The organism is Ideonella lacteola (assembly GCF_038066555.1).
In the GTDB taxonomy this organism is placed as follows: Bacteria; Pseudomonadota; Gammaproteobacteria; order Burkholderiales; family Burkholderiaceae_C; genus Ideonella; species Ideonella lacteola.
The window spans coordinates 588,851-613,924 of the sequence record NZ_JBBUTG010000001.1; the positions used below are offsets into that span (position 1 = coordinate 588,851).

Genomic DNA, 25,074 nt, shown 5'->3' on the forward strand with positions numbered 1-25,074 from the left:
GCCACTCACCATGATGACCAACCCCACCGGCCGCGTCACCCAGGGCCAGTTCAGCTTCCTGCCCGATCTCACCGATGAAGAGATCGCCCTGCAGATCGACTACGGCCTGCAGCGCGGCTTCGCCTGGAGCGTCGAGTACACCGACGACCCGCATCCGCGCAACACCTACTGGGAGATGTACGGCATGCCGATGTTCGATCTGCGCGATGCCGCTGGCGTGCTGCACGAGCTGCGCGAATGCCGCAAGACCTTCCCGCACCACTACATCCGGCTGATGGCCTTCGACTCCGCCCGCGGCATTGAATCCATCGCGATGAGCTTCATCGTCAACCGGCCGGTGGACGAGCCAGGCTTCGGCCTGGTGCGCCAGGAGGGCGAGGGCCGTTCGATGCGCTACACGGTGCACAGCTACGCCACCGACCGGCCCGAAGCCCGCCGGTACGGATGACGGGCTGAGCGGTTGAACGGGGCCGGCAGCGCCCACGGCGCCAACAGCGCCGGTCCTTGCCCGCACGACGCGTGGTGCCCCGCCGTGGCCGCCATGCCCCACTGAACCCTGTCGAAGCAGAGGTCGAGCATGTACCGCATCGCTCCGTCCATCCTGTCGGCCGATTTCGCGCGCCTGGGCGATGAGGTGCGCGGCGTGATCGAAGCCGGCGCCGATTGGATCCATGTCGACGTGATGGACAACCATTACGTGCCCAACCTGACCATCGGCCCCGCCGTGGCCCTGGCGATCCGGCCCCATGCCGCACGCGCCGATGGGACCCCCGTGCCGATGGATGTGCACCTGATGGTGCAGCCGGTCGACGCCCTGGCCCAGGCCTTCGCCGAAGCGGGGGCCGACCTGATCAGCTTTCATCCCGACGCCAGCACGCACGTCGACCGTACCCTCTCGTTGATCCGCGGCTTGGGGTGCCGCGCCGGGCTGGTCTTCAACCCCCACCAGCCGCTGGATGTGCTGGACTGGGTGATCGACAAGGTCGATCTCGTGCTCGTCATGAGCGTCAACCCCGGCTTCGGTGGGCAGAGCTTCATCGACGCGGCCTTGCGCAAGGTCGAGCAGGCAAGGCGGCGCATCGACGCCTCGGGGCGCGACATCCGGCTGCAGGTCGACGGCGGCATCAAGGTGGACAACATCCGCCGCGTGGCCGAAGCGGGGGCCGATGTGTTCGTGGCAGGCAGCGCCGTCTTCGGCCAGCCCGACTATCGCCGCGTGATCGACGCCATGCGTGTCGAGCTGGCCCGGGTGCGGCCCGGCGAAGGAGGGCGTTGATGGGAGGCCCGCTCTACGCGATCCCGCCTGCGGGCAGCCACGCCGCTCCCGCCTCGGCGGCTGCCGTCCCCGCCTCGGCGGTTGCCACGACGACGCCTGCGGCAGAAGCACCTGAGCCCGCACGCTCCGTGGCGCAGGTGCTGCGCGACAGCCAGGTCGAGGCGGTGTTGGAAGAACTGGACCGCGACCTGGTCGGCTTGGCGCCGGTGAAGCGGCGCATCCGCGACATCGCCGCGCTGTTGGTCATCGACAAGCTGCGCGCGCAGCACGGCCTGCGTGCCCAGTCGCCGTCGCTGCACATGTCGTTCACCGGCAACCCCGGCACCGGCAAGACCACCGTGGCGATGCGGATGGCCGAGATCCTTCACCGGCTGGGCTATGTGCGCAAGGGCCACCTGGTGGCGGTGACACGGGACGACCTCGTTGGCCAGTACATCGGCCACACCGCGCCCAAGACCAAGGAAGTGCTGAAGAAGGCCATGGGCGGCGTGCTGTTCATCGACGAGGCCTACTACCTCTACAAGCCGGAGAACGAGCGCGACTACGGGCAGGAAGCGATCGAGATCCTGCTTCAGGTGATGGAGAACCAGCGCGACGACCTGGTCGTCATCCTCGCCGGTTATGCGGACCGGATGGAGACCTTCTTCCGCTCCAACCCTGGGATGAGCAGCCGCATCGCGCACCACATCGATTTTCCCGACTACGGGCATGACGAGCTGTGCCTCATCGCCGACCGCATGCTCGACCGCATGAGCTACCACTTCGGTGACGGCGCCCGCGAGACCTTTGCCGAATACCTGGCGCGGCGCCTGGCGCAACCCCACTTCGCGAATGCCCGCAGCGTGCGCAACGCGCTGGACCGCGCGCGCCTGCGGCAGGCCAGCCGGCTGTTCGAGGACCGTGAGCGCGTGCTCAGCGCGGAAGACCTCAGCACGCTGCATCCCGAAGACATCCGCGCGAGCCGGGTCTTCAGCCATTGATTTCCGACATCTCCACATCCAAGGCCCCCATGACACTCCAAGGTCGCATCACCCTGACCCGCTACCTCATCGAAGAACGCAGGCGCTTTCCCAAGGCCAGCGGTGAGCTCAACGGCTTGATCCTCGACATCTCGCTGGCATGCAAAGCGTTGGCCCGCATCGTCTCGCGCGGCCCGCTGGCCGCGGCGATGCTGCCGCAGGCGGGCGCGGTCAACATCCAGGGCGAGGTGCAGAAGCCGCTGGATGTGCTGTCCAACGACATCTTCGTTCGCATGAACGAGTGGAGTGGCCACCTCGCCGGCATGGCCTCGGAGGAGATGGATGCGCCGTGCCAGATCCCGCCTTCGTTTCCCCGCGGCAAGTACCTGCTGGTGTTCGACCCGCTGGATGGCTCGTCCAACATCGATGTGAACGTGGCGGTGGGCAGCATCTTCTCGATCCTGCGTGCGCCGCCCGAGGTGGCCGGCAGCGGGCGCGATGTCGAAGAGGCCGATTTCCTGCAGCCCGGCGCGGCGCAGGTGGCTGCGGGCTACGCCATCTACGGGCCCACCACGCAGTTCGTGCTGACGGTGGGCAATGGCGTGGCCGTCTTCACGCTCGACCACGACCTGGGCGAATTCGTGCTCACCGCCTCGAATGTGCAGGTGCCCGAAGACACCCACGAGTTCGCCATCAACACCTCGAACGCCCGCTTCTGGGAGCCGCCTGTCAAGCGCTATGTCGACGAGTGCCTGGCCGGCAAGACGGGCGGCCGCGGCAAAGACTTCAACATGCGCTGGATCGCCAGCGTGGTGGCCGAGGCGCACCGCATCCTGATGCGGGGCGGCGTGTTCCTCTACCCGCGCGATACCAAAGACCCGGCGCGTCCCGGCCGGCTGCGATTGCTCTACGAGGCCAATCCGCTGGGTTTCGTGATGGAGCAGGCCGGCGGCCGCGCGAGCACGGGCCGCCAGCCGGTGCTGGGGGTTCGGCCTGCTGAGCTGCACCAGCGCATCGGTCTGGTGTTCGGTTCGAAGAACGAGGTCGAGCGCATCGAGCGCTACCACCACGAGCCAGCAGCCAGCACCGCTGCGCCGGCGCCGCTGTTCGCCACCCGCAGCCTGTTTCGAGACTGACCGCGAGGCCGCCATGTCAGAACGCCACCCCATCATCGCGATCACCGGCTCGTCAGGGGCCGGCACCACCTCGGTGACCCGCACCTTCGAGAACATCTTCCGGCGCGAGAACGTCACTGCCGCCGTCATCGAGGGCGACAGCTTCCACCGCTACGACCGGCTGGAGATGAAGCAGCGTCAGGCCGAGGCCGAGAAGAAGGGCAACACCCATTTCAGCCACTTCGGCCCCGACAACAATCTCTTTGCCGAGCTGGAACAACTCTTCCGCCACTACAGCGAAACCGGCACGGGCCAGCACCGCAAGTACTTGCACGATCGCGTCGAGGCCGCGCCCTACAAGCAGGAGCCCGGCACCTTCACGCCCTGGGAAGATCTGCCGCCCGACACCGACATCCTCTTCTACGAAGGCCTGCACGGTGCGGTGGTCACGCCCGAGGTGAACGTGGCCAAGTACCCCGATCTGCTGATCGGCGTGGTGCCGGTGATCAACCTGGAATGGATCCAGAAGCTCTGGCGCGACAAGAACGTGCGCGGCTACAGCTCCGAGGCCGTCACCGACACCATCTTGCGCCGCATGCCGGACTACGTGCACTACATCTGCCCGCAGTTCCGCCACACCCACGTCAACTTCCAGCGGGTACCGGTCGTCGACACCAGCAACCCTTTCATCGCCCGCGACATTCCGAGCGCCGACGAAAGCATCTGCGTGATCCGCTTTGCCAACCCGAAGGGCATCGACTTTCCCTACCTGCTGAACATGATCAACAACTCGTGGATGAGCCGGTCGAACACCATCGTCGTGCCCGGCGGCAAGATGGAGCTGGCGATGCAGCTGATCTTCACGCCCTTCATCTGGCGGATGATGGAACGGCGCCAGCGTGCGCTGGGGGCGCTGTGATGGGCGGCGCGAGCGACGGTGGCCGCGTGCTGCGGCCCGACGATGGGCGGTTCGACGAGATGGCCAATGCGCTGCGTGCACTGGCCATGGACGCGGTGCAGCAGGCCCAGTCTGGCCACCCCGGCGCGCCGATGGGCATGGCCGAGATGGCGGTGGCCTTGTGGGCGCATCACCTGCAGCATGATCCGGCGAACCCGCGCTGGCCCGACCGAGACCGCTTCGTGCTCTCCAACGGCCATGCGTCGATGCTGCTGTATGCCTTGCTGCACCTCACCGGCTACGACCTGCCGATCGATGAATTGCAGCGCTTCCGGCAGTTGCACAGCCGAACGCCGGGCCACCCCGAGGTGGGCGTCACTCCCGGGGTGGAGACCACCACCGGCCCGCTGGGCCAGGGGCTGGCCAACGCCGTGGGCATGGCGCTGGCCGAGAAGCTGCTGGCGCAGGAGTTCAACCGGCCGGGCCATGCGATCGTCGACCATCGCACCTACGTCTTCATGGGGGATGGCTGCCTCATGGAAGGCATCAGCCACGAGGCCTGCTCGCTGGCGGGCGTATGGCGCCTGAACAAGCTGATCGCGCTGTACGACGACAACGGCATCTCGATCGACGGTGAGGTGCGTGGCTGGTTTGCCGACGACACGGCGCAGCGCTTCCTGGGCCACGGCTGGCACGTCATCGGACCAATCGATGGCCACGACATCGACCAGGTCGCCCGTGCCATCGGCCAGGCCCGCCTGAGTGAAGACAAGCCAACGCTCGTCATCTGCCGCACCACCATCGGCCGCGGCTCGCCCGGCCGCGCGGGCACGGCACGTGCGCATGGCGAGCCGCTGGGTGTGGAGGAACTGGCGGCCACGCGGGCGGCCATCGGGTGGAAGGTGCCGCCCTTCGAGGTGCCGCCGGCCATCGCCACCCGCTGGCGTCAGGCGTCCACCGGCCCGTCGCGACAGGCCGCCTGGCTTCAAGCCCTGGGGCGGTACCGCGCCGCTCACCCGGATCTCGCGGCCGAGTTCGAGCGGCGCATCGGCGGCCACTTGCCGGCGGACTTCCAGGAGACCGCGCTGTCGCTGATGTCGCGTCTGGGCCCCTCGACCGAGGCGGTGGCCACCCGCAAGGCTTCGCAGCAGGCGCTGGCGGTGCTGGCGCTGTCCATCCCCGAGCTGATCGGCGGCAGCGCCGATCTCACCGGCTCGAATCTCACCGAGGTGCCCGGCGGGCGCCACCTGCACTACGGGGTGCGCGAGTTCGGCATGGCCGCGGTGATGAACGGCCTGGCGCTGCACGGTGGCTTCATCCCCTATGGCGGCACCTTCCTCACCTTCAGCGACTACAGCCGCAACGCCATCCGCATGGCGGCGCTGATGAAGCAGCGGGTGATCCACGTGCTCACCCACGATTCGATCGGCCTCGGTGAAGACGGCCCGACCCACCAGCCCATCGAGCACGCCGCCAGCCTGCGCCTCATCCCCCACCTCGACGTGTGGCGCCCCTGCGATGCCGCCGAGACGGCCGCCGCCTGGTGCCATGCGCTGGAGCAGCCCGATCGCCCCTCCGCCTTGCTGCTGTCGCGGCAGGCCTTGCCGGCGCAGCAACGCACGCCGCAGCAGATCGTCGACATCCGCCGCGGTGGCTATGTGCTGAGCGACCGCGATCGGCCGGTGGCGGTGCTGCTGGCCACGGGCTCCGAGGTGGCGATGGCGATCGCGGCACAGCGCCTGCTTGACGAGCGCGATCTGCCGGTGCGGGTGGTGTCGCTGCCCAGCAGCACCGTCTTCGACCGCCAACCGCGCGAATGGCGCGAGGCGGTGCTGGGCCGCGGCCTGCCGCGCATCGGCATCGAGGCCGGGGTGACCCGCTGGTGGGGCCAATACGGCTGCGTGGCCGCCTTGGGGGTCGACAGCTTTGGCGAATCGGGCCCGGCGGCCGAGGTCTATGCCCACTTCGGCCTCACCGCTTCGGGTGTGGTCGAGTTGGTCGCCGAGTGCGTGACGTGGCGCCGCAGCCCGGGCACCACCCTCATCGCCTGAGGCCCACGGCATGGACTTCGACATCATCAGCTTCGATCTCGATGGCACCCTGGTCGACACGGCCGGCGAGATCGCCGAGGCAGCGAACCGCGCGCTGGAATCGCATGGCATCGAGCGGCGTCCCGAACACCTGATCACCCGGCACATCGGCGCCGGCACGCGCGAGTTGATGCTGAGGGTGCTGGCCGAGGTGTTCCTGGAGCAACCCGAGCTCGCCGACCGGGTGCGGCCCGAGCACGTGCTGGCCAGCCTCGACCACCACTACGAGGCCACCACCGGCTCCACTTCGCAGCCCTATGCGGGGGCGGGCGAGATGCTGGCACGCCTGCGTGACGCGGGCGTGCGCCTGGCCTGCACCACCAACAAAGAGCTGCGCCATGCGCGCCGCCTGCTCGAAGCACACCGACTGGCCGAGTGCTTCGACCTCGTCACCGGTGGCGATTCCTTGTCCGTCAAGAAGCCTGACGCCGGTGTTCTGCGGCATGTGGTGTTCACCTTGCGCGGCGATCGGCGACGCTCGGCCCACCTCGGCGATTCGCACATCGACGTGCAGGCCGCCCGACAAGCCGGGGTGGCCGCATGGGCAGTGACTTTCGGGTACAACGGGGGTCGCCCGATCGAGGCCTCGCGCCCCGATCGCCTGTTCCCGGATCTGAACACGGTCGCGGCCCATGTGCTGCGACGGGAGGTCGCATGAGCAATCCATCCACCCGGATCGAGGCACTGCTGTGGGATGTGGACGGCACCTTGGCCGAAACCGAGCGCGACGGGCACCGCGTCGCCTTCAACCATGCCTTCGAGGCGCTGGGCCTGCCCTGGCGCTGGGGCGTCGAGCGCTATGGCGAGCTGCTGGCAGTGAGTGGCGGCCGCGAGCGAGTGCTGCACGACCTGGCCAGCCGAAGCGATGCGCCGGTGCTGCCGGCCGAGCGCGATGCGCTGGCGCGGGCCGTGCATCAGCGCAAGAACGCGCTGTATGCCGAGATCGTCCGCTCCGGGGTGGTCACACTCCGGCCGGGGGTGACCGAGCTGCTGCAGGAATGCCGATCGCTGGGCGTGCGCCTGGCGATCACCACCACCACCAGCCGCGCCAATGTCGAGGCCTTGCTGCGCGCGAGCCTGGGGGGCGAGTGGCTGGGCTGGTTCGAGACCTTGGTTTGCGGGGAAGACGTGCGGGCCAAGAAGCCCGATCCCGAGGTCTTCCACATCGCGGTGCAGCGCCTGCGCCTCAGCCCGTTGCGCTGCCTGGCGATCGAAGATTCCCCCGGAGGTGTGGCAGCAGCCCACGCGGCGGAAGTGCCGGTCGTCGTCACCCGCAGCAGCTATTTCGCCAACGCCACGGTGGAAGGGGCCATCGCCATCGGCCCCGGGCTCGACCAGCGGGCCGGTTGGCGACCGGCCGCGCCAAGGGGTGGCGACCCCGCGCGCATCACCTTCGACGATCTGTCGCAGTGGCACATGGCCATGGACGAGGTCTCGGCCTTCGGCTGAAGCTCACGTCGCCCACACCTCCCGCCGGGGATTTCCCCCGGTGGGATGATCGCCGCCCGTGGGTGGTCTGGAAGGAGCGGTGCATGACAGCCTGGCGCAAGAAGACGGCCGACGAGGTGTACGGCGAAGACGAGGTCCTGGCGCGGCTCGCGCAAGAGCTGCCCGCCTGGACCTTTGAAGGCGGCTGGATTCGCCGCAAGTACAAGACCAGCGGCTGGAAGGCCACGCTGATGGTGGTCAACACCGTCGGCCACCTGGCCGAAGCCGCCTGGCACCACCCCGACCTGACGGTCTCCTATGCCTTCGTCACCGTCAAGCTGATGACGCATTCGGCCAAGGGCATCACCGAGAAAGACTTCGAGCTCGCCCGCAAGATCGAAGAGACGGTGATGTGGCGCCCGCAAGCTGAATCAGGCTCGGTGCTGGAAGGCACGCCGGACGATCCCCGCTTCAAGTACATCAAGTACGACTAGGGCGTGACACTGTGTCACCGCGCCGGTACAGACCCCGTCCAGCGCCCGCGCGTCGCGAGGGCCCGGCGCAGGGCCTGACGAAGGGCTTCGCCCGGGGAACGATGCTTGCTTTGAAGGCCCATCCGCGGCCACTGCAGGGCAGGCATCGACATGGCTTTTCTCTTCATCTCATCGCGTGGGCGCCATGCGCCCTGACCGCGCCGACACCTTAAGTGTGCGGGCGCCCGGCCGCCTGCATCTGGGCTTTCTCGATCCCTCTGGCTCGCTGGGCCGCCGCTTCGGCAGCGTGGGTCTCGTGATCGATGGCTATGCCACCGAGATCGAGTTGGGCGCGGGCGAGCGCGACGAGGTGGTGGCGGTGGGCGAGGCGGCCTGGGCGGAAGTCGGCCGCGTCGAGGCCCACATCGCGACCTTGCGGCAATGCACCGGGCGCCTTGAGCCCTTGAGTGTGCGCATCCTGCGCGCACTGCCGGCCCACGCGGGCTTCGGCTCGGGCACCCAGCTCGCCCTGGCTGTCGGCCGCGCTTTCGCCGCCTGGCACGGGCTGGAGATCGGCAGCGCCACGCTGGCGCAGTGGCTCGGACGCGGCTTGCGCTCTGGCGTGGGCATCGCCGGGTTCGATCAAGGTGGTCTGCTGGTGGACGGCGGCCCCAGTGCGCAAGGGCGCCCCGCACCGCTGTTGGCCCAACTGCCACTGCCCGAACGCTGGCGCGTCATCGTGGTCGAAGATCCCCGCCACCGCGGGCTCTCGGGCGCTGCAGAGCGGCAGGCGATCGCTGCCCTGTCGCCCTTGCCGCGTGCCGCTGCGGCTGATTTGTGCCACCAGGTGCTCATGCGAGTGCTGCCAGGGGCGGCGGCGGGTGACTTCGAGCTCTTCGCCGCCGGGGTCAGCAGCATGCAGCAGACCTTGGGCGGCCACTTTGCGCCGGCCCAAGGCGGCACGGGCTACACCAGTGCGGCGGTGGGCCACTTGATCGAGTGGCTGGGTCGCCACGTGGCAGGGGGGGCGGGCATGGGGCAAAGCTCATGGGGCCCCACCGGCTTTGCGATCGTGTCATCGCAGGCGGCGGCGCAGAGCGCGGTCGATGCGGCGCGTGCGGCCGGCGCAGTGGCCAATGGGCTGCAGGTGCGCATCGTTTCGCCCCGTCGCCAGGGCGCTGCCATCCAGCGCCAGCAGGCGGGCCGGCTTGCGGTGGCCGACGCCGCTTCGCCCTGCATCGGATGAATTCTCAAAAGGTTGGCATGGAACGTCCCTACATCCTCCACATGTTCACGCCCGGGCGGCAGATGAGCCCCTTCGATGTCAACATGGCCGCCGACGCCGGCTACCAGGTCATCGTGCCCTACTGCGAAGTCGGCCTCGATGCGGTGAAGGGCCTGACGCAGGACACCATCTTCTCGCGCGGCCCCAAGGGCGTCGCGCGCACCGGCATCTTCATCGGCGGGCGCAGCGCGTTGCTGGCGATGGACATGCTCGACCGGGCGCGTGAATCGATGGTGCCACCCTTCGTGGTGTCGGTGATGGCAGACCCGAGTGGCGCCTATTCGACCGCCGCGGCGATGGTGGCGTGCGTCGATGCGGCGTTGCAGGCCCGGCAGGGCCACGGCCTCGCGAACCAGCGGGTGGTGGTGCTCGGCGGCACCGGGCCGGTGGGCCGTGTGGCGGGTGTGCTGGCCGCGTCGGTCGGGGCCGAGGTGTTTCTCTCCAGCCGCGAGGGGGTCGAGGCGGCCGAGACGGCGGCCCGTGAAACCGGCGGCCGCTTCAAGGTGCGCCTGCGCGGCATCTCCGGCCACGGGCCGGAGGCCGTTCGCACGTCGATCGGGCAAGCCGACGTGGTGCTCGGCTGTGCCGCGGCGGGCGTGCAGGTGGTGTCCGCCGAAGACCTGGAGTTCGCCACCCGCTTGAAGGTGGCCGCGGATGTGAACGCAGTGCCGCCCGAGGGCATCGCCGGGGTGGGGGTGATGGACGATGCGGTGCCGCTGTCGGGCACCGATGCAGTGGGCATCGGCGCGCTGGCCATTGGCAACGTGAAGTACCAGACGCAGCACCGACTGCTCTTGCAGATGATCAAGGCCGACAAGCCCGTGGTGCTGGGCTGTGCCGAAGCCTTCGACACGGCGCGGGCCTACCTCGATGAAAAGCGCCGGGGTTGACGCCCGTGGCCTGGGTGGCCCGGGCCCGGATGCACCTGGCCACGCTGCCCCTGGCGATGCTGTGGCGAGGGCCTGAGCGTGGCGGTGTTGGCGGTGTGCGCCTTGTCGGCGCGGGCGTTGGCCGAGGCGGCCGGGCAGAGCGACTACGAGGTGATTTCGCTCGACCTCTTCGGCGATATGGACACCCGGCGCGCCAGCCTCGAGTGGCGCTCGATCGGCGACCCGCAGCGGCTGTGCATCGAGCCCGCACAAGTGCTGCGGGCCTTGGCCGAGCTGGGTGAACGCGGCGATGTGATCGGCTGGGTGCCGGGCGGCGGCTTCGATGGCCAGATGGCCTGCCTCGCCGCGGGTGCCGAGCACCTGCCGCTGATCGGCAACCACCCGAATGCGGTCGCCCGTGCGCGCGATCCGGCCGAGTTCTTCCGCGTGCTGCGCCGGGTGGGTGGGCGTGCGCCCGAGATGCGCACGACCTGGCCCGACGATCCGGCAGGCTGGCTGCTGAAGGATGCCCGAGGTTGCGGCGGTTGGCACATCCAACGCATCGAGGCCGGGGTGGCCGAAGCGGCCCGAGCGGGCATGCCGGTGCCGCCGCACCACTATCTGCAGCGCGAAGCGACCGGTGTGCCGATGTCGGCCACCTTCCTGGCCGGTGACCGGCAGGTGGCCTTGCTGGGCTTCAACGAGCTGATCGTCCGGCCCATCGGGCCGAGGCCCTTCGTCTTCTCGGGCGTGATCGGCCCCTTGCCCAGCCCGGCGGGCGGGGCGGATGCACTGGGCGGCCAGTTGCAGACGCTGGTGCTCGAACTCGGCCTGCGGGGCCTCGGCAGCGTCGACTTCCTCTGGCAGGAAAACGGCCAGGCGCTGGTGCTGGAGGTGAACACCCGCCCGCCGGCCAGCCTGTCGCTCTACGGGCGCTGCTTCGCGCGTGGGCTGCTGCGGGCCCATGTCGAGGCCTGCCTGCGCGGCCAATGGTCGGATGCGCGCCTGCCCCTGCCAGACGGCGAGGTGCTGGGCCTGGAGACGGTGTTCGCCCGCCAACCGGTGCCGGTGGACGATGCCGTGGCGCGGCGGCTGAGCACCACACCAGGCGTGCACGACCTGCCCAGCAGCGGCACGCTCATCGAAGAGGGATGCCCCTTGTGCACCGTGAGTGCCCAGGGGGCGACGGCTGCGCAGGTGCGGGCGCGGTTGCGCGCCGCCGCTGCGCGGCTGCTGGACGACATCGAAGCATCGGAGACCACATGACCGACCCGAACCCCGCGCTGGCGGGATGCCGCATCAGCGTGAACGCCGGCGCGGGCCCGCTGGTGAAACGGCTGCTGGACGAGGCAGACACCTTGGGCGTGTCGTCCAGCCTTCACCACGGCGGCGTCTGCATCGTGGACGCGGGCGTGGCGGCGCGGGGCAGCGTGGCGGCCGGCCTCATCGTGGGCGAGATCTGTCTGGGTGGCCTCGGCTCGGTGGCCCTGCGGGGAGAGGGCGCGTCGGGCCCATCCGGTTGGCCCAGCTGGCCCAGCTGGGTTGATGTGCACAGCGCCCAGCCGGTGCTGGCCTGCCTGGGCAGCCAGTACGCCGGCTGGAGCCTGGCGGCGAGCAAGGAAGAGACGGGCGGCAAGAAGTTCTTCGCACTCGGCTCCGGGCCGGCGCGTGCGCTGGCCGGCAAAGAGGCCTTGTTCGGCGAGCTGGGCTACCGAGACGCATCGGCCACCGGGGTGCTGGTGCTGGAGGTCGATCGGGTGCCGCCGCCCGTCATCCTCGACAAGCTGCTGCGCCACTGCGGCCTGCAGCCGGCGGGCCTGACGGTCATCCTCACGCCCACCACCAGCCTGGCGGGCACCACCCAGGTGGTGGCGCGCGTGCTGGAGGTGGCTTTGCACAAGGCGCATGAGCTCGGTTTCGCGCTGGGCGACATTGTCGGCGGCCGCGGCACCGCGCCGCTGCCATCGCCCAGCCCCGATGGCGTGCAGGCGATGGGCCGCACCAACGACGCCATCCTCTACGGCGGCCGGGTGCACCTCACCGTGAAAGGCGGCGACGACGCCGCCCGCGCGCTGGCGCAGCGACTGCCCTCGTGCCATTCGCGAGACTACGGGCGGTCGTTCGCCGAGATCTTCCGAGAGGCCGAGTACGACTTCTACAAGATCGATGGCGCACTCTTCGCGCCGGCCGAGGTGTGGGTGAGCAACCTCGATTCGGGGCGCACCTGGCACGGTGGCGCCACCGACATGGCGTTGCTGCAAAGCCTGTGGATGGAGGCGGCCTGATGACCCGCATCGCCATCATGGCCGACGAGAAGGGCTGGCACACCCGGCAGCTGCAGGCGGCGCTGCGCGCCCGCGGCGCGGTGGGCTGGTGCGTGGACCTGGCCGATTGCTACATCGACACCACGGCCGCCTGGCACGGCCTCGTCATCCCCGGCTTCGGCCGCGAGCTGCCCGATGCGGTGGTGGTGCGCGGCATCGCCGGCGGCAGTTTCGAGCAGGTCACCAAGCGGCTGGGCATCCTGCATGCGCTGCGCGAGCTGGGGGTGCCGGTCTACAACGACGCCCGCGCCATCGAGCGCAGCGTCGACAAGTCCATGACCAGCCTGCTGCTGCACGCGGCGGGCATTCCGACGCCAGCCACGTGGGCGACCGAATCCGCCGCGCTGGCGCAGCGTCTGGCCATCCGCGAGGGGGCCCGGCGGCGTTCGCTGGTGCTCAAGCCCCTGTTCGGCTCGCAGGGGCGTGGGCTCGAACGGGTGGGCCATGTCGATGGCGCGCACCGCGGCGTGCCGCCACTGGACAAAGGCTTCGGCTCGCTGGCCTACCTGCAGCGTTTCGTCGACCCCGTCTCCGAGCCCGGCTACGACTGGCGCGTGCTGGTGGTGGGGGCGCGTGCGATCACCGCGATGCGGCGCGTGAGCTCGCACTGGATCCACAACATCGCGCAGGGTGCGCGGGCGCAACCGGCCGAGCTGACGCCCGAGCTGGCTGAGCTGGCCGAGCGAGCGGCCCACGCGCTCGGCATGGACTACGCCGGCGTCGATCTCGTGCCGTCGGCCTCGGGCGCGCCGATCCAAGTGCTGGAGGTGAACGGCGTGGCCGCATGGCAGGGCCTGCAGCGGGTGACACCCTTCAACATCGCGCAGGCCATCGTCGACGACCTGATGGACCGCAAGATGCCGGCCACCCCTGCGGTGCTGCGGCCCGGGCGGCCCGCGCGGGCGCATGGCTGAGGCCCACCCAGCCCGCCAACCCGCCCACCACCGAGCCCGCCGCGCCTTCCTGCGGGCCTGTGCGCTGGACGTGGGCGTGCGCAAACCCGGCAACGTGAGCCTGGCCTCACCGGGCCATGGCATGCAGGCGGAGATGTTCTTGCGCAGCGCGCAGGCCGCGTCAGAAGGCCTCTTCGCGCCGGGCGCGCGGGTGGGTGCGCGCATCGAGGCGGCGCAGGCTGCGTCGTGGGCCGCGGCAGGCTGCAACACCAACCTCGGCATCTTGCTGCTGTGCGCGCCGCTGGCGGCCGCCGCCGAGCAGGCAGGCCCCAGCGATTCGCTGAGAGCCACGCTGCAGGGCGTGCTGCAGCGTCTCGATCTCGAAGATGCTGCGGCCGCCTATCGCGCCATCGCGGCGGCCAACCCCGGTGGGCTGGGCGAAGCGCCCGAAGAGGATGTGCACGCCGCGCCACGCCTGAGCCTGCGCTCGGCGATGGTGCTGGCGGCTGACCGCGACCTGATCGCGCGCCAGTACCGCGATGGCTATGCCGGGCTGTTCGACGTGACGCTGCCGGTGTGGCAGGCCGCCGGGCTGGGCCGGCGGGCGGACTTTCCCGCCCTCGACGATGCCGCGCCGGATGCCCGCACGACGCTTGCCGTCCAGCGCGTGTACCTGGCGTGCCTGTCGAGTTGGCCCGATTCACACATTGTTCGAAAGCACGGCGAGGCCGTGGCACAGACTGTCATGCGCTCGGCGCAGGCGTGGAGGGTGCGCGCCGAGGCCGGCGAAGTGCTCGACGCCGACCCGGCCTTTGCCGACTGGGATGCACAGCTCAAGGCCCAGGGGCTCAACCCCGGTACGAGCGCCGATCTGACCGTGGCCACGCTGATGCTGGCCGGCCTGATCGGCAGCACGCCGGCAGCGTGGCACGGATCGTGTTTATGAGAGCAGGTCGAGCTGGTAGGCCGGCCAGCGCGCTCATGACCTAGAAACTTCCATTAGGAGATAAGCAACCATGGCAAAGATCAATCACATGATGGTGGGCGAGTCGCTCGTCGGCGATGGCAATGAGGTCGCTCACATCGACTTGATCATCGGGCCGCGGGGCAGCGCTGCCGAAACAGCGTTCGCCAACGCGCTGACCAACAACAAGGACGGCTTCACTTCGCTGCTGGCGGTGGTCGCACCGAACCTGTTGACCAAGCCGTCCACCGTGATGTTCAACAAGGTCACCATCAAGGGTGCCAAGCAGGCGGTGCAGATGTTCGGGCCGGCCCAGCGCGGCGTGGCCATGGCCGTGGCCGATTGCGTGGAAGACGGCACCATTCCGGCCGCGGAAGCCGACAACCTCTTCGTCTGCGTGGGCGTGTTCATCCACTGGCTGGCTGAAGACGACAAGAAGATCCAGGACTACAACTACCAGGCCACGCGCGAGGCGATCCAACGCGCCGTGGCGGGGGTGCCTACCGCCGCCGAGGTGGTGGCCAAGAAGGCATCGGCGGCCCACCCGTTCGCTGCCCACCAATAACTTCGAGACTCCGAGCACCCAGCCCCCAGGCATCAGGCATCAGAGCCCAGCCTGACAGACCGCCCCGGGAGACCGGGGCGGTCTTGTCGTCGGTGAAGAACGTTCAGCGCTTGCCGGGAACCATCCCGCTGCCGATCAGCTGCAACACCGCGGCGTGGCGAGCGGGGCCGGGCGAGCGCCGGTCGCGAGGCGTGTCGGCGTCGGTCGATTGACGTTCGATCTGCACGCCCACCGCCTGCACATCGCCGAACTTGCGAGGCTTGGTCACCTTCACGCGAACCCACCGTGCTCCAAACTCGTGGATCAGGATGTCGGCAATGGTTTCGGCGAAGGCTTCGAGCAACTGCACGCGGTGCTCGCGCAGCAGGCGGTGCAGGCGCTCGTGCACGACGCCGTAATCGATGGTGTCGCCGATGCGATCGGTGTCGCATGCCCGTGCGCGCTCCACGCCCGCGTACAGGTCGATGCCCACGGGTTGAGGCTCGTGCAACTCGCCGTCGTAGATGCCAATGATGGTCTGGCCGACGAAGCCCTCGATGAAGATCACATCCAGAGGACGTGCAGCGCCGGCTTGCGCTGGGGCCGCGGGGCCCGCAGAGGGGAAAGGTTCTCGCCAAGTGGAATTCACAGACTTGTCTCCATGGTGTGTCGCCAGAGGATCGTTGCCATGGCACAAGCGCCTGGCCGTGATTGCAAAAATGCAATATGCGGGCCAGCGAACCGGCGGCGGTTCGATACAACTCCCCGTGTTTAACCGGGTATCGGCTGCGGGAGTGCATCCCACAATAGTCTGGTTTATTCCACAGATCCTGGAGGCGTCATGGCCATGACCTTGCACGATTCCACGCGCTTGGCCGATCGGCACGCCGAACGCATCCTGCAACTGGTGCGGGGTGGCGGATACAACGACAACGCCAACGATGTGCTGGTGCGCTCGTGGGGCCGCTGCCTGGACGAATATCAGCTCGATCCCTCCAAGCCCCACGAGCCTGCGATCGTCACCGCTGCCGAGCTGGAAGAGCGCCGTGCCCGCCGCGCCGATGTCATCCGTTGTGCGCGTTATGAGATGACGACGCTCTACCAGCAACTGGCCGACATGGACACCGCGGTCGTGCTCACCGACACCGACGGCGTGATCGTGCACATGGTGTCGTCGCCCGAGTTCGCCTCGGATGCGGCGCAACTGGGCCTGCGCTGTGGCGGCGTGTGGAGCGAGGTGCGTGCCGGCACCAACGGGATGGGCACCTGCCTGGCGGCGGGAGCCCCCGTGTCGGTCCGGCGCGAAGACCATTTCTACAACCAGTTCACCCAGCTCACCTGCTCGGCAGTGCCCATCTGCGATCACCTCGGCAAGATCACCGCGGTGCTGGATGTGACGAGCCGGTCGAGCCTGATGCAGCAGCACGTGCTGGTGTTGCTGGGCATGACGGCCCGGATGATCGAAAACCGGCTGATCGACCTGCAGTTTCGTGACGCGCATCCGCTGCACTTCCACAGCCGGCCCGAGTTCGTCTACACGCTGCACGAAGGCAAGCTCGCGGTGTCGGATGAAGGCCGCGTGTTGGCAGCCAACCGCAGCGCGCTGTTCCAGCTCGGCGTTCAATCCGCCGATGACATCCGCATGCAGCGGGTGGAAGACATCTTCCAGAACTCGCTCGAAGACATCCTGGCCCGCAGTGCGTCGTCGTCGTTCCACCCGGTGGTCACCTACCGCGCTGGCGCGGCCCTGCGGTTCTTCGCGGTGGCACGGCGGCCTGCGGCAGAGAACGCCAATGGCGATCGCGCCATCGAGCGCAGCCCGGCGAGCCAGGCGCGCTCGGTGGCCGTGGCCACCGCCTCCGAGGCACAGATTTCGCGGGTGACGCGCGCCGCGCCGAACCAGCCCGTCACGGCGGCCAGCACCTTCCAGGACCCGCAGCTGGTCAAGCACCTGGAGACCGCGCGCCGTGTCATCGCCCGGCGCACACCCGTGCTGCTGTGCGCCGAGACGGGGGCGGGCAAAGAGGTGTTCGCCCGCGCGGTGCACGAAGGCAGCCCGCATTCAGGCGGGGCCTTTGTCGCGGTGAACTGCGCGAGCCTGCCCGAGACCTTGATCGAGGCCGAATTGTTTGGCTATCGGGCTGGCGCCTTCACCGGCGCGCAGCGCACCGGGCGGCGCGGCAAGGTGCTGCAGGCCGATGGCGGCACCCTGTTCCTCGATGAGATCGCCGACATGCCGCTGGCCTTGCAGGCCCGCCTGCTGCGCGTGCTGGACGAGCGCCAGGTCACGCCCTTGGGCACCGAGGAGACCTTGCCGGTCGACTTCCAGCTCATCAGCGCGAGCCATCGCCACCTGCCCACGCTGGTGAGGGAAGGGGCCTTCCGCGAAGACCTGTACTACCGTTTGGCTGGCATCGAGCTGCAGTTGCCGGCGCTGCGCGAACGCACCGACCGGCGCGAAATCATTGCCGATGCGCTGGCGGCCGAAGGTGGGCCCAAGGCCACCTTGAGCGCCGATGCGATGGCGTTGCTGCTGGATCACCCGTGGCCCGGCAACATCCGGCAACTGCGCCATGTGCTGCGCAGCGCGGCGGCGCTGGCCGATGGCCGGCCCATCACCCGTGAGCACATGCCGTCCTTGAGGGCGTCGACGTGGAGTGCGTTGCCGGCGGCGGTTGATCGGGCCATGCCGAGGCTGGCAGCCGACACGGCGGGCGCCCCCGTGTCCGAGCCCGCACCGAACGACGTGCCGGCGGCGGTGAAGCTCAACCCCATCCAAGCCAATGAACGCCAAGTGCTGCTGCAGATGCTGGAGCAGCACCGCTGGAATGTGAGCAATGTCGCCAAGGCGCTCGATGTCAGCCGAAACACGCTCTACCGCAAGCTCCACAAGCTGCACATCGAGATCTCCCATCCCGACTGATGCCCTGGGGCCCAAGGGGGAGGCCGATCCGCGGCTGACCCGGCGCTCGGAGGCAGCGGGCGAGGGCACGGTGCCGCTGCTGGATTCGCCACCGCGTTCGCGCATCGCCTGGTGCGTCACGGGTTCGGGCCACTTCCTGGAAGAGTCGATCGCGCTGGCGAAGCGCCTGCCCGCGGTCGATCTCTTTCTCTCGGCGGCGGCGGAAGAGGTGCTGCCGATGTACCAGCTGCGCCTCGACGACCTGAAGCAGCAGTTTCGCCTGGTGCGCGATCGCACGGCCAGCGGTGTGCCGGTGGGCATGCTGTACGAAGACATCTACCACACGGTGGTGGTGGCTCCGGCCACCAGCAACACGGTGGCCAAGTGCGCCTTCGGCATCAGCGATTCGCTGCCGACCAACATGTTCGCGCAGGCCGGCAAGCTCGGCATCCCCGGCATCGTGTTCGCCTGCGATACCGAGCCGGTGGTGGTCACCAAGTCGCCGCACGAGTGGGTGACGCTCCGGCCGCGCCGCATCGAGCTGGCCAACGTCGAACGGCTGCGCGAGATCGACTTCTGCCAGGTCGTTTGTTCTCCGGCAGAGCTCGAATCGGCGCTTGACGCCCGGCTGCGCGAACTGTCCCTGTCATGGAACACATCGTCTTCCTGACCGGCCGACTCGCCCAGCCCGGCCTCGAGCGCGTGCTGGCGGGCATCGACAGCCCGCCCTTCACCTGGGAGGTGCGCGAGATCGGCCTTCAGGTGGCCGCGCTGATGACAGCCGACATGATCCGCCGCCGGGTGGCGGCGCCTGTGCAGGCGCAACGGATGATCGTGCCGGGCCGCTGCCGGGGCGACCTGGACGATCTGTCTCGGCACTACGGCCTGCCGGTGCAACGCGGCCCCGAAGAGCTGAAAGACCTGCCGCGGTTTTTTGACCGTGCCGCCAAGCCGGTGGACTTGAGCGAGTATGCCGTGTCGATCTTCGCCGAGATCGTCGATGCGCCCCGGCTCACGGTGGAGGGCATCGTGCAGCGGGCCCGGCAATACGTGGCCGATGGCGCCAACGTGATCGACCTCGGCGGCTTGCCCGCCACGCCGTTCGATCACCTCGAAGACAGCGTGCGTGCGCTGAAGGCCGAGGGGTTCACCGTCAGCGTGGACTCGGTCGACCCGCAAGAGCTGCTGCGTGGTGGCCGAGCCGGGGCCGACTATCTGCTGAGCCTGAACCTCGACACCTTGTGGGTGGCCGACGAGGTGGCGTCCACCCCGGTGCTGATCCCGCGGGTGCCGGCCGACGAGGCCTCGCTGGCCGAGGCGATCGAGCAGATGCAGCGCCGCGGCCGGGCGTTTCTGGCGGACCCCATCCTCGACCCCATTCCTTTCGGGTTGGCCGCCTCCATCAGCCGCTACCACCGCCTGCGTGAGCGCTTCCCCCACGTGCCCATCATGATGGGCGTGGGCAACGTCACCGAGCTGACAGAAGCCGATACCAGCGGCGTGAACGCGGTGCTGTTCGGCATGGCGGCCGAGCTGAACGTGGCCGCGGTGCTGACGACGCAGGTGAGTGCACACGCGCGCCGGGCCGTGCGCGAGGCCGATCGGGCGCGCCGCATCATGCACGCGGCCACACGCCTGAACACCCTGCCCAAGGGGCTGGACGACGCACTGATGACGGTGCACGACAAGCGCCCGTTTCCCGATTCGCCGGCCGAGATCGAGGCCGTGGCGGCGCAGGTGCGCGACCCGAACTTTCGTGTGCAGGTGTCCGAGGCGGGCCTGCATGTCTACAACCGTGATGGCTTGCGGCTCGGCCATGACCCCTTCGAGCTGTGGCCCCAACTGCAGCTGCATGACGATGCCGCGCATGCCTTCTACATGGGCGTGGAACTTGCACGCGCCGAGATTGCGTGGCGGCTCGGCAAGCGCTATGTGCAGGATCAGCCGCTCGGCTGGGGCTGCGCCGACGATGGGCCGGCCAAAGACGTGAGCCGGTGGTGTGCGCCCGGATCCACCCTGCCGTCACGGGCCGAACCAACGCCGGATGACCGATGAATGATGTGATCTTCGAAACCGTGGTGTCGACCGTGTCGGCGCGCGGGGTACCGCACGTGGCGCCCATGGGGGTGCGCTACCGCGATGGCGCGGTGGTGCTGATGCCGTTCAAGCCCTCGGGCACCCTGGACAACGTCCTGGCCACCGAGCGGGCGGTGCTCAACATCGTGACGGACACGCGGGTGTTCGCGGGCTGCGTCACCGGGCGGCGCATGTGGCCGTTGGTGGCCACCGAGCATGTGGCCGGTGTGCGGCTGGATGCGGCGCTGCGTCACCTCGAGCTGCGCCTGGCCGACCACCACGACGACGCTCAGCGCCCGGTGCTGACGATGTCGGTGGTGCATGCCACCGACCATGGCGTGTTTGCCGGCTTCAACCGCGCCCAGGCCGCGGTGGTCGAAGGTGCCATCCTCGTCAGCCGGCTGCCGATGCTGCCGCGCGAGAAGGTCGACGCTGAAATGGCCTACCTGCAGATCGCCATCGACAAGACGGCCGGCCCGCATGAGCACGAGGCCTGGGACTGGCTGAAGCAGGCGGTGGCGCAGCACCGTGCCCGCGCGGGCGAGGAGGCCGGCTGATGAAGCTGCTGGTGAGCGTGAGGGATGCCGACGAGGCGGTGCTCGCCGCGGCGGGTGGCGTCAGCTTCATCGACCTGAAAGAGCCGGGGCAGGGCGCGCTCGGTGGCCTGCCGATCGACACGATCCGCCACATCGTGGGCGTGCTGCGTCAGCGGTCGAGTCGCCTCCCGATCAGCGCCACCATTGGCGATGTGCCGATGCAGCGGCTCGACGAGATCCGCGCCCGCGTGCAGGCGGTGGGCTCGTGCGGGGTGGATTACGTCAAGGTCGGCATCGATCCGTCCCACATGGGCGATGCGCGCCGTGCGTTGGCCTTGCTGGCGGGCCTGGCCGGCGAGGGTCTGGCCATCGTCCCCGTCTTCCTGGCCGACCGGGGCCTGGATGTCGACCTGCTGCAGCACCCCGGCCGCGGCCACTGGGCCGGTGTGATGGCCGACACCGCCGACAAGCGCGCGGGCAGCCTGCTCGATGTGGTGGCCCGTGCGGCGCTGGCCCGCTTCGTGTCGGCATCTCGGCACGCCGGGCTGATGGTGGGGCTGGCCGGCGCCTTGCGCGCTTCAGATGCGGCGGCGCTGGCGCAACTCGCGCCGGATTTCGCTGGCTTTCGCACGGCTGTTTGCCGCGGCGACAGGGCCGGCGCGTTGGATGCGGGGCGGCTGCGCGAGCTGGTCCAGGCCATGGGTGAGGCCGAGCGCATGGCCGCGGCGGCCTGATTGACTTGGCGCGCGGGCCCGCGCGGGCCATGGGTGAAAGGCTCTCAGCCTCAGTGCACGCTGGGCCGGCCGTCTTCGAGCAGCAGCTGGCGCATCCGCTCCAGCTCGCTCTTGTGCAGGATCTCGATCGGGAACGATGCGCCGGTCGACAGCGAGGCGAAGCGGCGGTCCACCACGCCGGCATCGCTCAGTTCGGTGAGTGTCCATTCCGGCGTCACTTCGCATGACTTCACCAGCACCAGCCGCTCGGCGTTGAGCTTGCGCGCCAGATCGAGCGCTATGCTGTCCGACGTGGCGTCCCAGTTCGTGTCGGCATCCGGCCGATCCCGCTGCAGCTCGAAGGGCATCCACAGCGCGGTTCGGCCCTTCTGCAGCACTCGCCGGATCTCGGCCTTGCTGGTGGTGGGCTGCAGGCGGGGGTTCAGCGCATTGAGCTGATAGGCGGTTTGCGCCATCGCGAGGATGGCCATGTTGTGCGCCGCCAGGTCGTTGAACTGCCAGTGCGCCTGCACCCGCCGCACCTCGTCGGCGAACGTGCCGCCGCCGCTCACCACCGTGACCCGCCCTCCGCCCAGTGACGTGAGCAGCTCCAGCCATTCGGGCAGCACCGGGTCGCCGCTCAGGCTGCCGCCGAGCTTGATCACCCACATCGGCGCAGCTCCGCATCCAGCAGCGCGGCCACCGCGACACACGGGGCGCACACCTGGGCCCAGGCGCGTACCGGGGCAGCGCCGGAGCGCGCGTCGGCTGATACCTTGGCGACGCCGCTGCCATACGCCATGCCGCGCATCGGCAACCTGCCTTGGCCCGCCAGCGTGGCGGCGTGCGCCACCACATCGGCCGCCAGGAAATCGCCACAGCCCGCACTCACATACGCCGCCGACGAGGGCAGTGAATGGGCCTGCAGCACACGGTGAAGTTGGCCGCCCAGTTCGTCCACCTGGTGCTGGCGCCAGGCCCGTGCAAAGGCCAGCCACTCGTCGGCCGTTCCGTCGTGTTCATCGAGCCCGATCATCCGGGCCAGGCGGCGGCGCGTGGCCAGTGGCGATTTGGGGGCGTTGTCGGCCGTGGGGTAGAGATCGTGGTCGGCCTGCAGTTCGCCCGTCAGGCGATACACATCGGCCACGGTGGCGAAGTATTCGTTCATCACGTTCAGCATGCGGCCGCGCCAGCCGATTCGCCGCGCCAGCGCGAACAAGGGCGTTCGCACGACACCCAGGTAGACCAGCTCGCCCGTGGCCAGGCGCTCGGCGTCGGTGCGGCTGTGGCCCAGCACCTGTCCGCCGCGGAAGGCGACGAAATCGGTGGTGGTGCTGCCTATGTCCACCAGCACACCATCGCCGACGGCGTGGGCCGCATGTCTCGCCGTGGCCAGCCAGTTGGCCGAGGCGATGCGCTCCCACTGCGCGGGCACTTCGTCGATCCGGCACCAGCCTGCATCGCCCGCGAAAAAACGCATCGCGTCGCCGTCTTGGGCGGGCTGCAAGGTGCGCATCATCTGCAGCGCGATCCGCTTCACGCCCTCTTGCCGGTCGGAGAACAGATCGACCATCTCACCCGTCATCGTCACCGCATGCGCGGCGTCGTCGGCCATGGGCCAGCGCCGGCAGGCCGATTGAAGCGTGTGCTCCAGATGCTCCATGCCTTGCCACAGCGGGCAGGCCCACTGCGCCACGTCGGTCACCTCGCCGCCGCGCAGCAGGCAGGCTTTCACATGGGCGCCGCCCACATCCCAGCCGATGACCGGGCGTTCAGTGGCGGGCATGGGCATCACGGTGGTCATGCTGGTGGGCGACGATGATGTCCGCGGCCAGATGGCGCCCCAGTGCGCGGGACAGGCCCACATAAGCGCAGGTCACCCGCGGGTTCACCTCGATCAGCACCGGGCCGCACTGAGGGTGCCACACCAGGTCGACGCCCACGAAGCCCCGCAGCCCCGGGATGTGACGCGCCACCTGGCTGGCCATGGTGCGCAGGGTGCGCATGCGCGGGTCCGCCTGCGACATGATGTGCGGCTTCACTCCTTCATAGCGCACCACGCCGTCGCCATCGACCAGGATGTGCTGCCGGTTCACGCTCAACACCTCGGCGCCTTCTTCGCTGCACAGCAGCGACAGGCTCATCGGCTCGCCCACCACCCACGGCTCCAGCGACATGGCCATCCCCTGGCGTGATCGCTGCGCCCAGTCGTCCCAGGCCTCGTCCTGGCTGGTGTGCAACCGCGTGGCCACTGCGCCGGCGCCGTCGTCTGGCTTCACCACCCAGCGGTCGATCTCGGGCCAGTGCTCGAAGGCCAGCGGGGTGGCCACGCCTTGCTCGGACAGGCGCTTCAGCGTGGCCCGCTTGCCGGTGGTGAGATGGATGGCATCGGCATCGCAGCCGATCCAGCGCGCCGGGTCCACACCGCGGCTGATGCGTTCGAGCAGGCCGCCCGTCTCGGGCGCCACCACCCAGGTGAAGTCGTGGCCGTCGGCCTGCCTGGCGACGAATTGCCAGGGCGTCTCGCCCAGCATCGGCAAGGCGGTCGCGGCATCGGTGCTGGGCGGCGGCGTGCGTGCGCTGCACGCCACGGTGAGCACCACATCTTCCACCTGCCGCAGGTCGGCCTCGAGGGCCGAGCGCATCGCCAGGCCCATCGCCAGCAACTCGTTCGTCGCGGCCTCATCGCCATCGACGAGGCCGCCGGCGCTGAGATACTCGTACAAGAACACGCGTTTCATCGTGGCACCCGGTGCGTCGACATGACTGTCATTCCTGTGATCGATCTGATGCATGGCCAGGTGGTGCGCGCGGCCGGCGGCCTGCGCTCGACATACCGGCCCATCGTGTCGGGGCTGTGCGGCAGCAGCGATCCACTCACGGTGGCGCGCATCCTGTGCGACCACTGCGAAGCCGATCGGCTGTACATCGCCGATCTCGATGCGCTGCAAGGCGGCTTGCCGCAGCTCGAGGTGCTGCGCCGCCTGATGCAGGCCCTGCCCGGCATCGAATGCTGGCTCGATGCCGGCTTCACCGACGAGGGCGACGTGGCCCGCGTCATCAAGCCCCTGGCCGAGTGCGGCGCGCGCGTCGCGCCCGTGTTCGGCAGCGAATCGCTGCGATCGACGCGCACGCTGGCCGCTCGCTCTGAGGCGGTGCCCGGTGCGGCCCATCGCGAGCCCATCCTCTCGCTGGACCGGCGCGGCGCCGAACGCCTCGACCCCGCCGGCTGCTGGGAGTCGCCGAGCCTCTGGCCGCGGCGTGTGATCGTGATGACGCTGGAACGGGTCGGCTCCGGCGCCGGGCCCGATCTTGATCTCATCCGCGCGCTGCGGGGCCGATCGCCGCACACCGAGCTGATCGGCGCCGGCGGCGTTCGCCACCCGGCAGACCTGGACAGCGCGCGCGAGGCCGGCGCCGCGGCGTGGCTGGTGGCCAGTGCCTTGCACGACGGCCAACTACCTCGCCAGTCGCTTCGCCAGCCGCGGCCCACCCCCCGGCAGGTTTGATTCAGGGGCAGGCGGCTGATCTGCGTCATGCCATCGGCAGATCACGATTCGTGCCACCGCCTCCACGCGCCATCCCGCGGCTTGGCGGGCGGCTTGCGGGGTGGTGGGCGGCCAGAAACGCGACATAGTGTTGCAGTTCTGGCCGCGCGGTCGACACACGGCGAGCGCTGAGAGGCTGAGAGTTTTTCGCCGATGCCCGCCTTGAATCCCCAAACGCCCC

The 25,074-nt window shown here is 69.3% G+C and carries 26 protein-coding genes; 22 read left to right on the forward strand and 4 right to left on the reverse strand.

Going from position 1 to position 25,074, the window contains the following annotated elements; all coding sequences use genetic code 11:
- The first annotated feature begins 10 nt into the window (after positions 1–10).
- From AACH06_RS02470 to fae, 16 genes are all read left to right on the forward strand, one after another.
- Positions 11–448 (forward strand): ribulose bisphosphate carboxylase small subunit, encoded by a 438-nt coding sequence (locus AACH06_RS02470; protein WP_341424006.1) that lies wholly within the window; start codon positions 11–13, stop codon positions 446–448.
- A gap of 129 nt (positions 449–577) precedes the next feature.
- Complete coding sequence (gene rpe, locus AACH06_RS02475; protein WP_341424007.1) at positions 578–1,276, forward strand: ribulose-phosphate 3-epimerase; 699 nt, start codon at positions 578–580, stop codon at positions 1,274–1,276.
- A complete protein-coding gene (cbbX, locus tag AACH06_RS02480) occupies positions 1,276–2,256 on the forward strand; it encodes a CbbX protein (RefSeq protein ID WP_341424008.1) in 981 nt (326 codons plus the stop codon). Before rpe ends, cbbX begins: the two co-directional genes overlap by 1 nt.
- 29 nt (positions 2,257–2,285) lie before the next feature.
- On the forward strand, positions 2,286–3,371 hold the full coding sequence (locus AACH06_RS02485) for a class 1 fructose-bisphosphatase (protein WP_341424009.1): 1,086 nt from the start codon (positions 2,286–2,288) through the stop codon (positions 3,369–3,371).
- A 13-nt stretch (positions 3,372–3,384) separates the two neighbouring features.
- The gene (locus AACH06_RS02490; protein ID WP_341424010.1) at positions 3,385–4,269 is read left to right on the forward strand and encodes a phosphoribulokinase; all 885 of its coding nucleotides are present in this window, start codon (positions 3,385–3,387) and stop codon (positions 4,267–4,269) included.
- On the forward strand, positions 4,269–6,299 hold the full coding sequence (tkt, locus tag AACH06_RS02495; RefSeq protein ID WP_341424011.1) for a transketolase: 2,031 nt from the start codon (positions 4,269–4,271) through the stop codon (positions 6,297–6,299). Before AACH06_RS02490 ends, tkt begins: the two co-directional genes overlap by 1 nt.
- A gap of 10 nt (positions 6,300–6,309) precedes the next feature.
- A complete protein-coding gene (locus tag AACH06_RS02500) occupies positions 6,310–6,996 on the forward strand; it encodes an HAD-IA family hydrolase (RefSeq protein ID WP_341424012.1) in 687 nt (228 codons plus the stop codon).
- Entirely contained in the window at positions 6,993–7,787 is a 795-nt protein-coding gene (locus tag AACH06_RS02505) for an HAD-IA family hydrolase (protein WP_341424013.1), read from the forward strand. The genes AACH06_RS02500 and AACH06_RS02505 overlap by 4 nt, the downstream gene beginning before the upstream one ends.
- 83 nt (positions 7,788–7,870) lie before the next feature.
- The gene (locus AACH06_RS02510) at positions 7,871–8,260 is read left to right on the forward strand and encodes a 4a-hydroxytetrahydrobiopterin dehydratase (RefSeq protein WP_341424014.1); all 390 of its coding nucleotides are present in this window, start codon (positions 7,871–7,873) and stop codon (positions 8,258–8,260) included.
- A gap of 184 nt (positions 8,261–8,444) precedes the next feature.
- Positions 8,445–9,485 carry a beta-ribofuranosylaminobenzene 5'-phosphate synthase family protein gene (locus AACH06_RS02515; RefSeq protein WP_341424015.1) on the forward strand — a complete coding sequence of 347 codons (1,041 nt, stop codon included), beginning with the start codon at positions 8,445–8,447 and terminating at the stop codon, positions 9,483–9,485.
- Between the two features lie 17 nt (positions 9,486–9,502).
- Positions 9,503–10,414, forward strand: a complete 912-nt coding sequence (locus tag AACH06_RS02520; RefSeq protein ID WP_341424016.1) for an NAD(P)-dependent methylenetetrahydromethanopterin dehydrogenase — start codon at positions 9,503–9,505, stop codon at positions 10,412–10,414.
- Between the two features lie 78 nt (positions 10,415–10,492).
- The gene (locus AACH06_RS02525) at positions 10,493–11,659 is read left to right on the forward strand and encodes an ATP-grasp domain-containing protein (RefSeq protein WP_341424017.1); all 1,167 of its coding nucleotides are present in this window, start codon (positions 10,493–10,495) and stop codon (positions 11,657–11,659) included.
- Positions 11,656–12,678, forward strand: coding sequence for a methenyltetrahydromethanopterin cyclohydrolase (gene mch, locus AACH06_RS02530; protein ID WP_341424018.1), 1,023 nt, complete (start codon positions 11,656–11,658; stop codon positions 12,676–12,678). Before AACH06_RS02525 ends, mch begins: the two co-directional genes overlap by 4 nt.
- Positions 12,678–13,631, forward strand: a complete 954-nt coding sequence (locus AACH06_RS02535) for an ATP-grasp domain-containing protein (RefSeq protein WP_341424019.1) — start codon at positions 12,678–12,680, stop codon at positions 13,629–13,631. Before mch ends, AACH06_RS02535 begins: the two co-directional genes overlap by 1 nt.
- Positions 13,624–14,556 carry a triphosphoribosyl-dephospho-CoA synthase gene (locus AACH06_RS02540; protein ID WP_341424020.1) on the forward strand — a complete coding sequence of 311 codons (933 nt, stop codon included), beginning with the start codon at positions 13,624–13,626 and terminating at the stop codon, positions 14,554–14,556. Before AACH06_RS02535 ends, AACH06_RS02540 begins: the two co-directional genes overlap by 8 nt.
- A 70-nt stretch (positions 14,557–14,626) precedes the next feature.
- The gene (gene fae / locus AACH06_RS02545; RefSeq protein WP_341424021.1) at positions 14,627–15,139 is read left to right on the forward strand and encodes a formaldehyde-activating enzyme; all 513 of its coding nucleotides are present in this window, start codon (positions 14,627–14,629) and stop codon (positions 15,137–15,139) included.
- 103 nt (positions 15,140–15,242) lie between these two features.
- Here fae and AACH06_RS02550 read toward each other — a convergent pair whose 3' ends face one another.
- A complete protein-coding gene (locus AACH06_RS02550) occupies positions 15,243–15,692 on the reverse strand; it encodes a dihydroneopterin aldolase (RefSeq protein ID WP_423221977.1) in 450 nt (149 codons plus the stop codon).
- Positions 15,693–15,965: 273 nt separating this feature from the next.
- Here AACH06_RS02550 and AACH06_RS02555 point away from each other — a divergent pair, with 273 nt between their 5' ends.
- The 5 genes from AACH06_RS02555 to AACH06_RS02575 are packed head-to-tail and all read left to right on the forward strand — an operon-like array spanning position 15,966 to position 21,366.
- Complete coding sequence (locus AACH06_RS02555; RefSeq protein ID WP_341424227.1) at positions 15,966–18,041, forward strand: sigma-54-dependent Fis family transcriptional regulator; 2,076 nt, start codon at positions 15,966–15,968, stop codon at positions 18,039–18,041.
- 34 nt (positions 18,042–18,075) lie between these two features.
- A complete protein-coding gene (locus AACH06_RS02560; protein ID WP_423221978.1) occupies positions 18,076–18,690 on the forward strand; it encodes a flavoprotein in 615 nt (204 codons plus the stop codon).
- Positions 18,669–20,075: a DUF6513 domain-containing protein gene (locus AACH06_RS02565; protein ID WP_341424024.1), complete on the forward strand. Its 1,407-nt coding sequence runs from the start codon at positions 18,669–18,671 to the stop codon at positions 20,073–20,075. The genes AACH06_RS02560 and AACH06_RS02565 overlap by 22 nt, the downstream gene beginning before the upstream one ends.
- Positions 20,072–20,653 (forward strand): DUF447 domain-containing protein, encoded by a 582-nt coding sequence (locus AACH06_RS02570; protein ID WP_341424025.1) that lies wholly within the window; start codon positions 20,072–20,074, stop codon positions 20,651–20,653. The genes AACH06_RS02565 and AACH06_RS02570 overlap by 4 nt, the downstream gene beginning before the upstream one ends.
- Positions 20,653–21,366, forward strand: coding sequence for a (5-formylfuran-3-yl)methyl phosphate synthase (locus tag AACH06_RS02575; RefSeq protein WP_341424026.1), 714 nt, complete (start codon positions 20,653–20,655; stop codon positions 21,364–21,366). Before AACH06_RS02570 ends, AACH06_RS02575 begins: the two co-directional genes overlap by 1 nt.
- A gap of 50 nt (positions 21,367–21,416) precedes the next feature.
- Here AACH06_RS02575 and AACH06_RS02580 read toward each other — a convergent pair whose 3' ends face one another.
- From AACH06_RS02580 to AACH06_RS02590, 3 genes are read right to left on the reverse strand one after another with little or no spacing between them, the layout of a single operon-like run.
- Positions 21,417–22,016 carry an amino acid kinase family protein gene (locus tag AACH06_RS02580; RefSeq protein ID WP_341424027.1) on the reverse strand — a complete coding sequence of 200 codons (600 nt, stop codon included), beginning with the start codon at positions 22,014–22,016 and terminating at the stop codon, positions 21,417–21,419.
- Positions 22,007–23,131 carry a hydantoinase/oxoprolinase family protein gene (locus AACH06_RS02585; RefSeq protein ID WP_341424028.1) on the reverse strand — a complete coding sequence of 375 codons (1,125 nt, stop codon included), beginning with the start codon at positions 23,129–23,131 and terminating at the stop codon, positions 22,007–22,009. Before AACH06_RS02585 ends, AACH06_RS02580 begins: the two co-directional genes overlap by 10 nt.
- Positions 23,118–24,086 carry an ATP-grasp domain-containing protein gene (locus tag AACH06_RS02590; RefSeq protein WP_341424029.1) on the reverse strand — a complete coding sequence of 323 codons (969 nt, stop codon included), beginning with the start codon at positions 24,084–24,086 and terminating at the stop codon, positions 23,118–23,120. The genes AACH06_RS02585 and AACH06_RS02590 overlap by 14 nt, the downstream gene beginning before the upstream one ends.
- A 21-nt stretch (positions 24,087–24,107) precedes the next feature.
- Here AACH06_RS02590 and AACH06_RS02595 point away from each other — a divergent pair, with 21 nt between their 5' ends.
- Entirely contained in the window at positions 24,108–24,854 is a 747-nt protein-coding gene (locus tag AACH06_RS02595) for a HisA/HisF-related TIM barrel protein (RefSeq protein WP_341424030.1), read from the forward strand.
- Positions 24,855–25,074 lie beyond the last annotated feature (220 nt).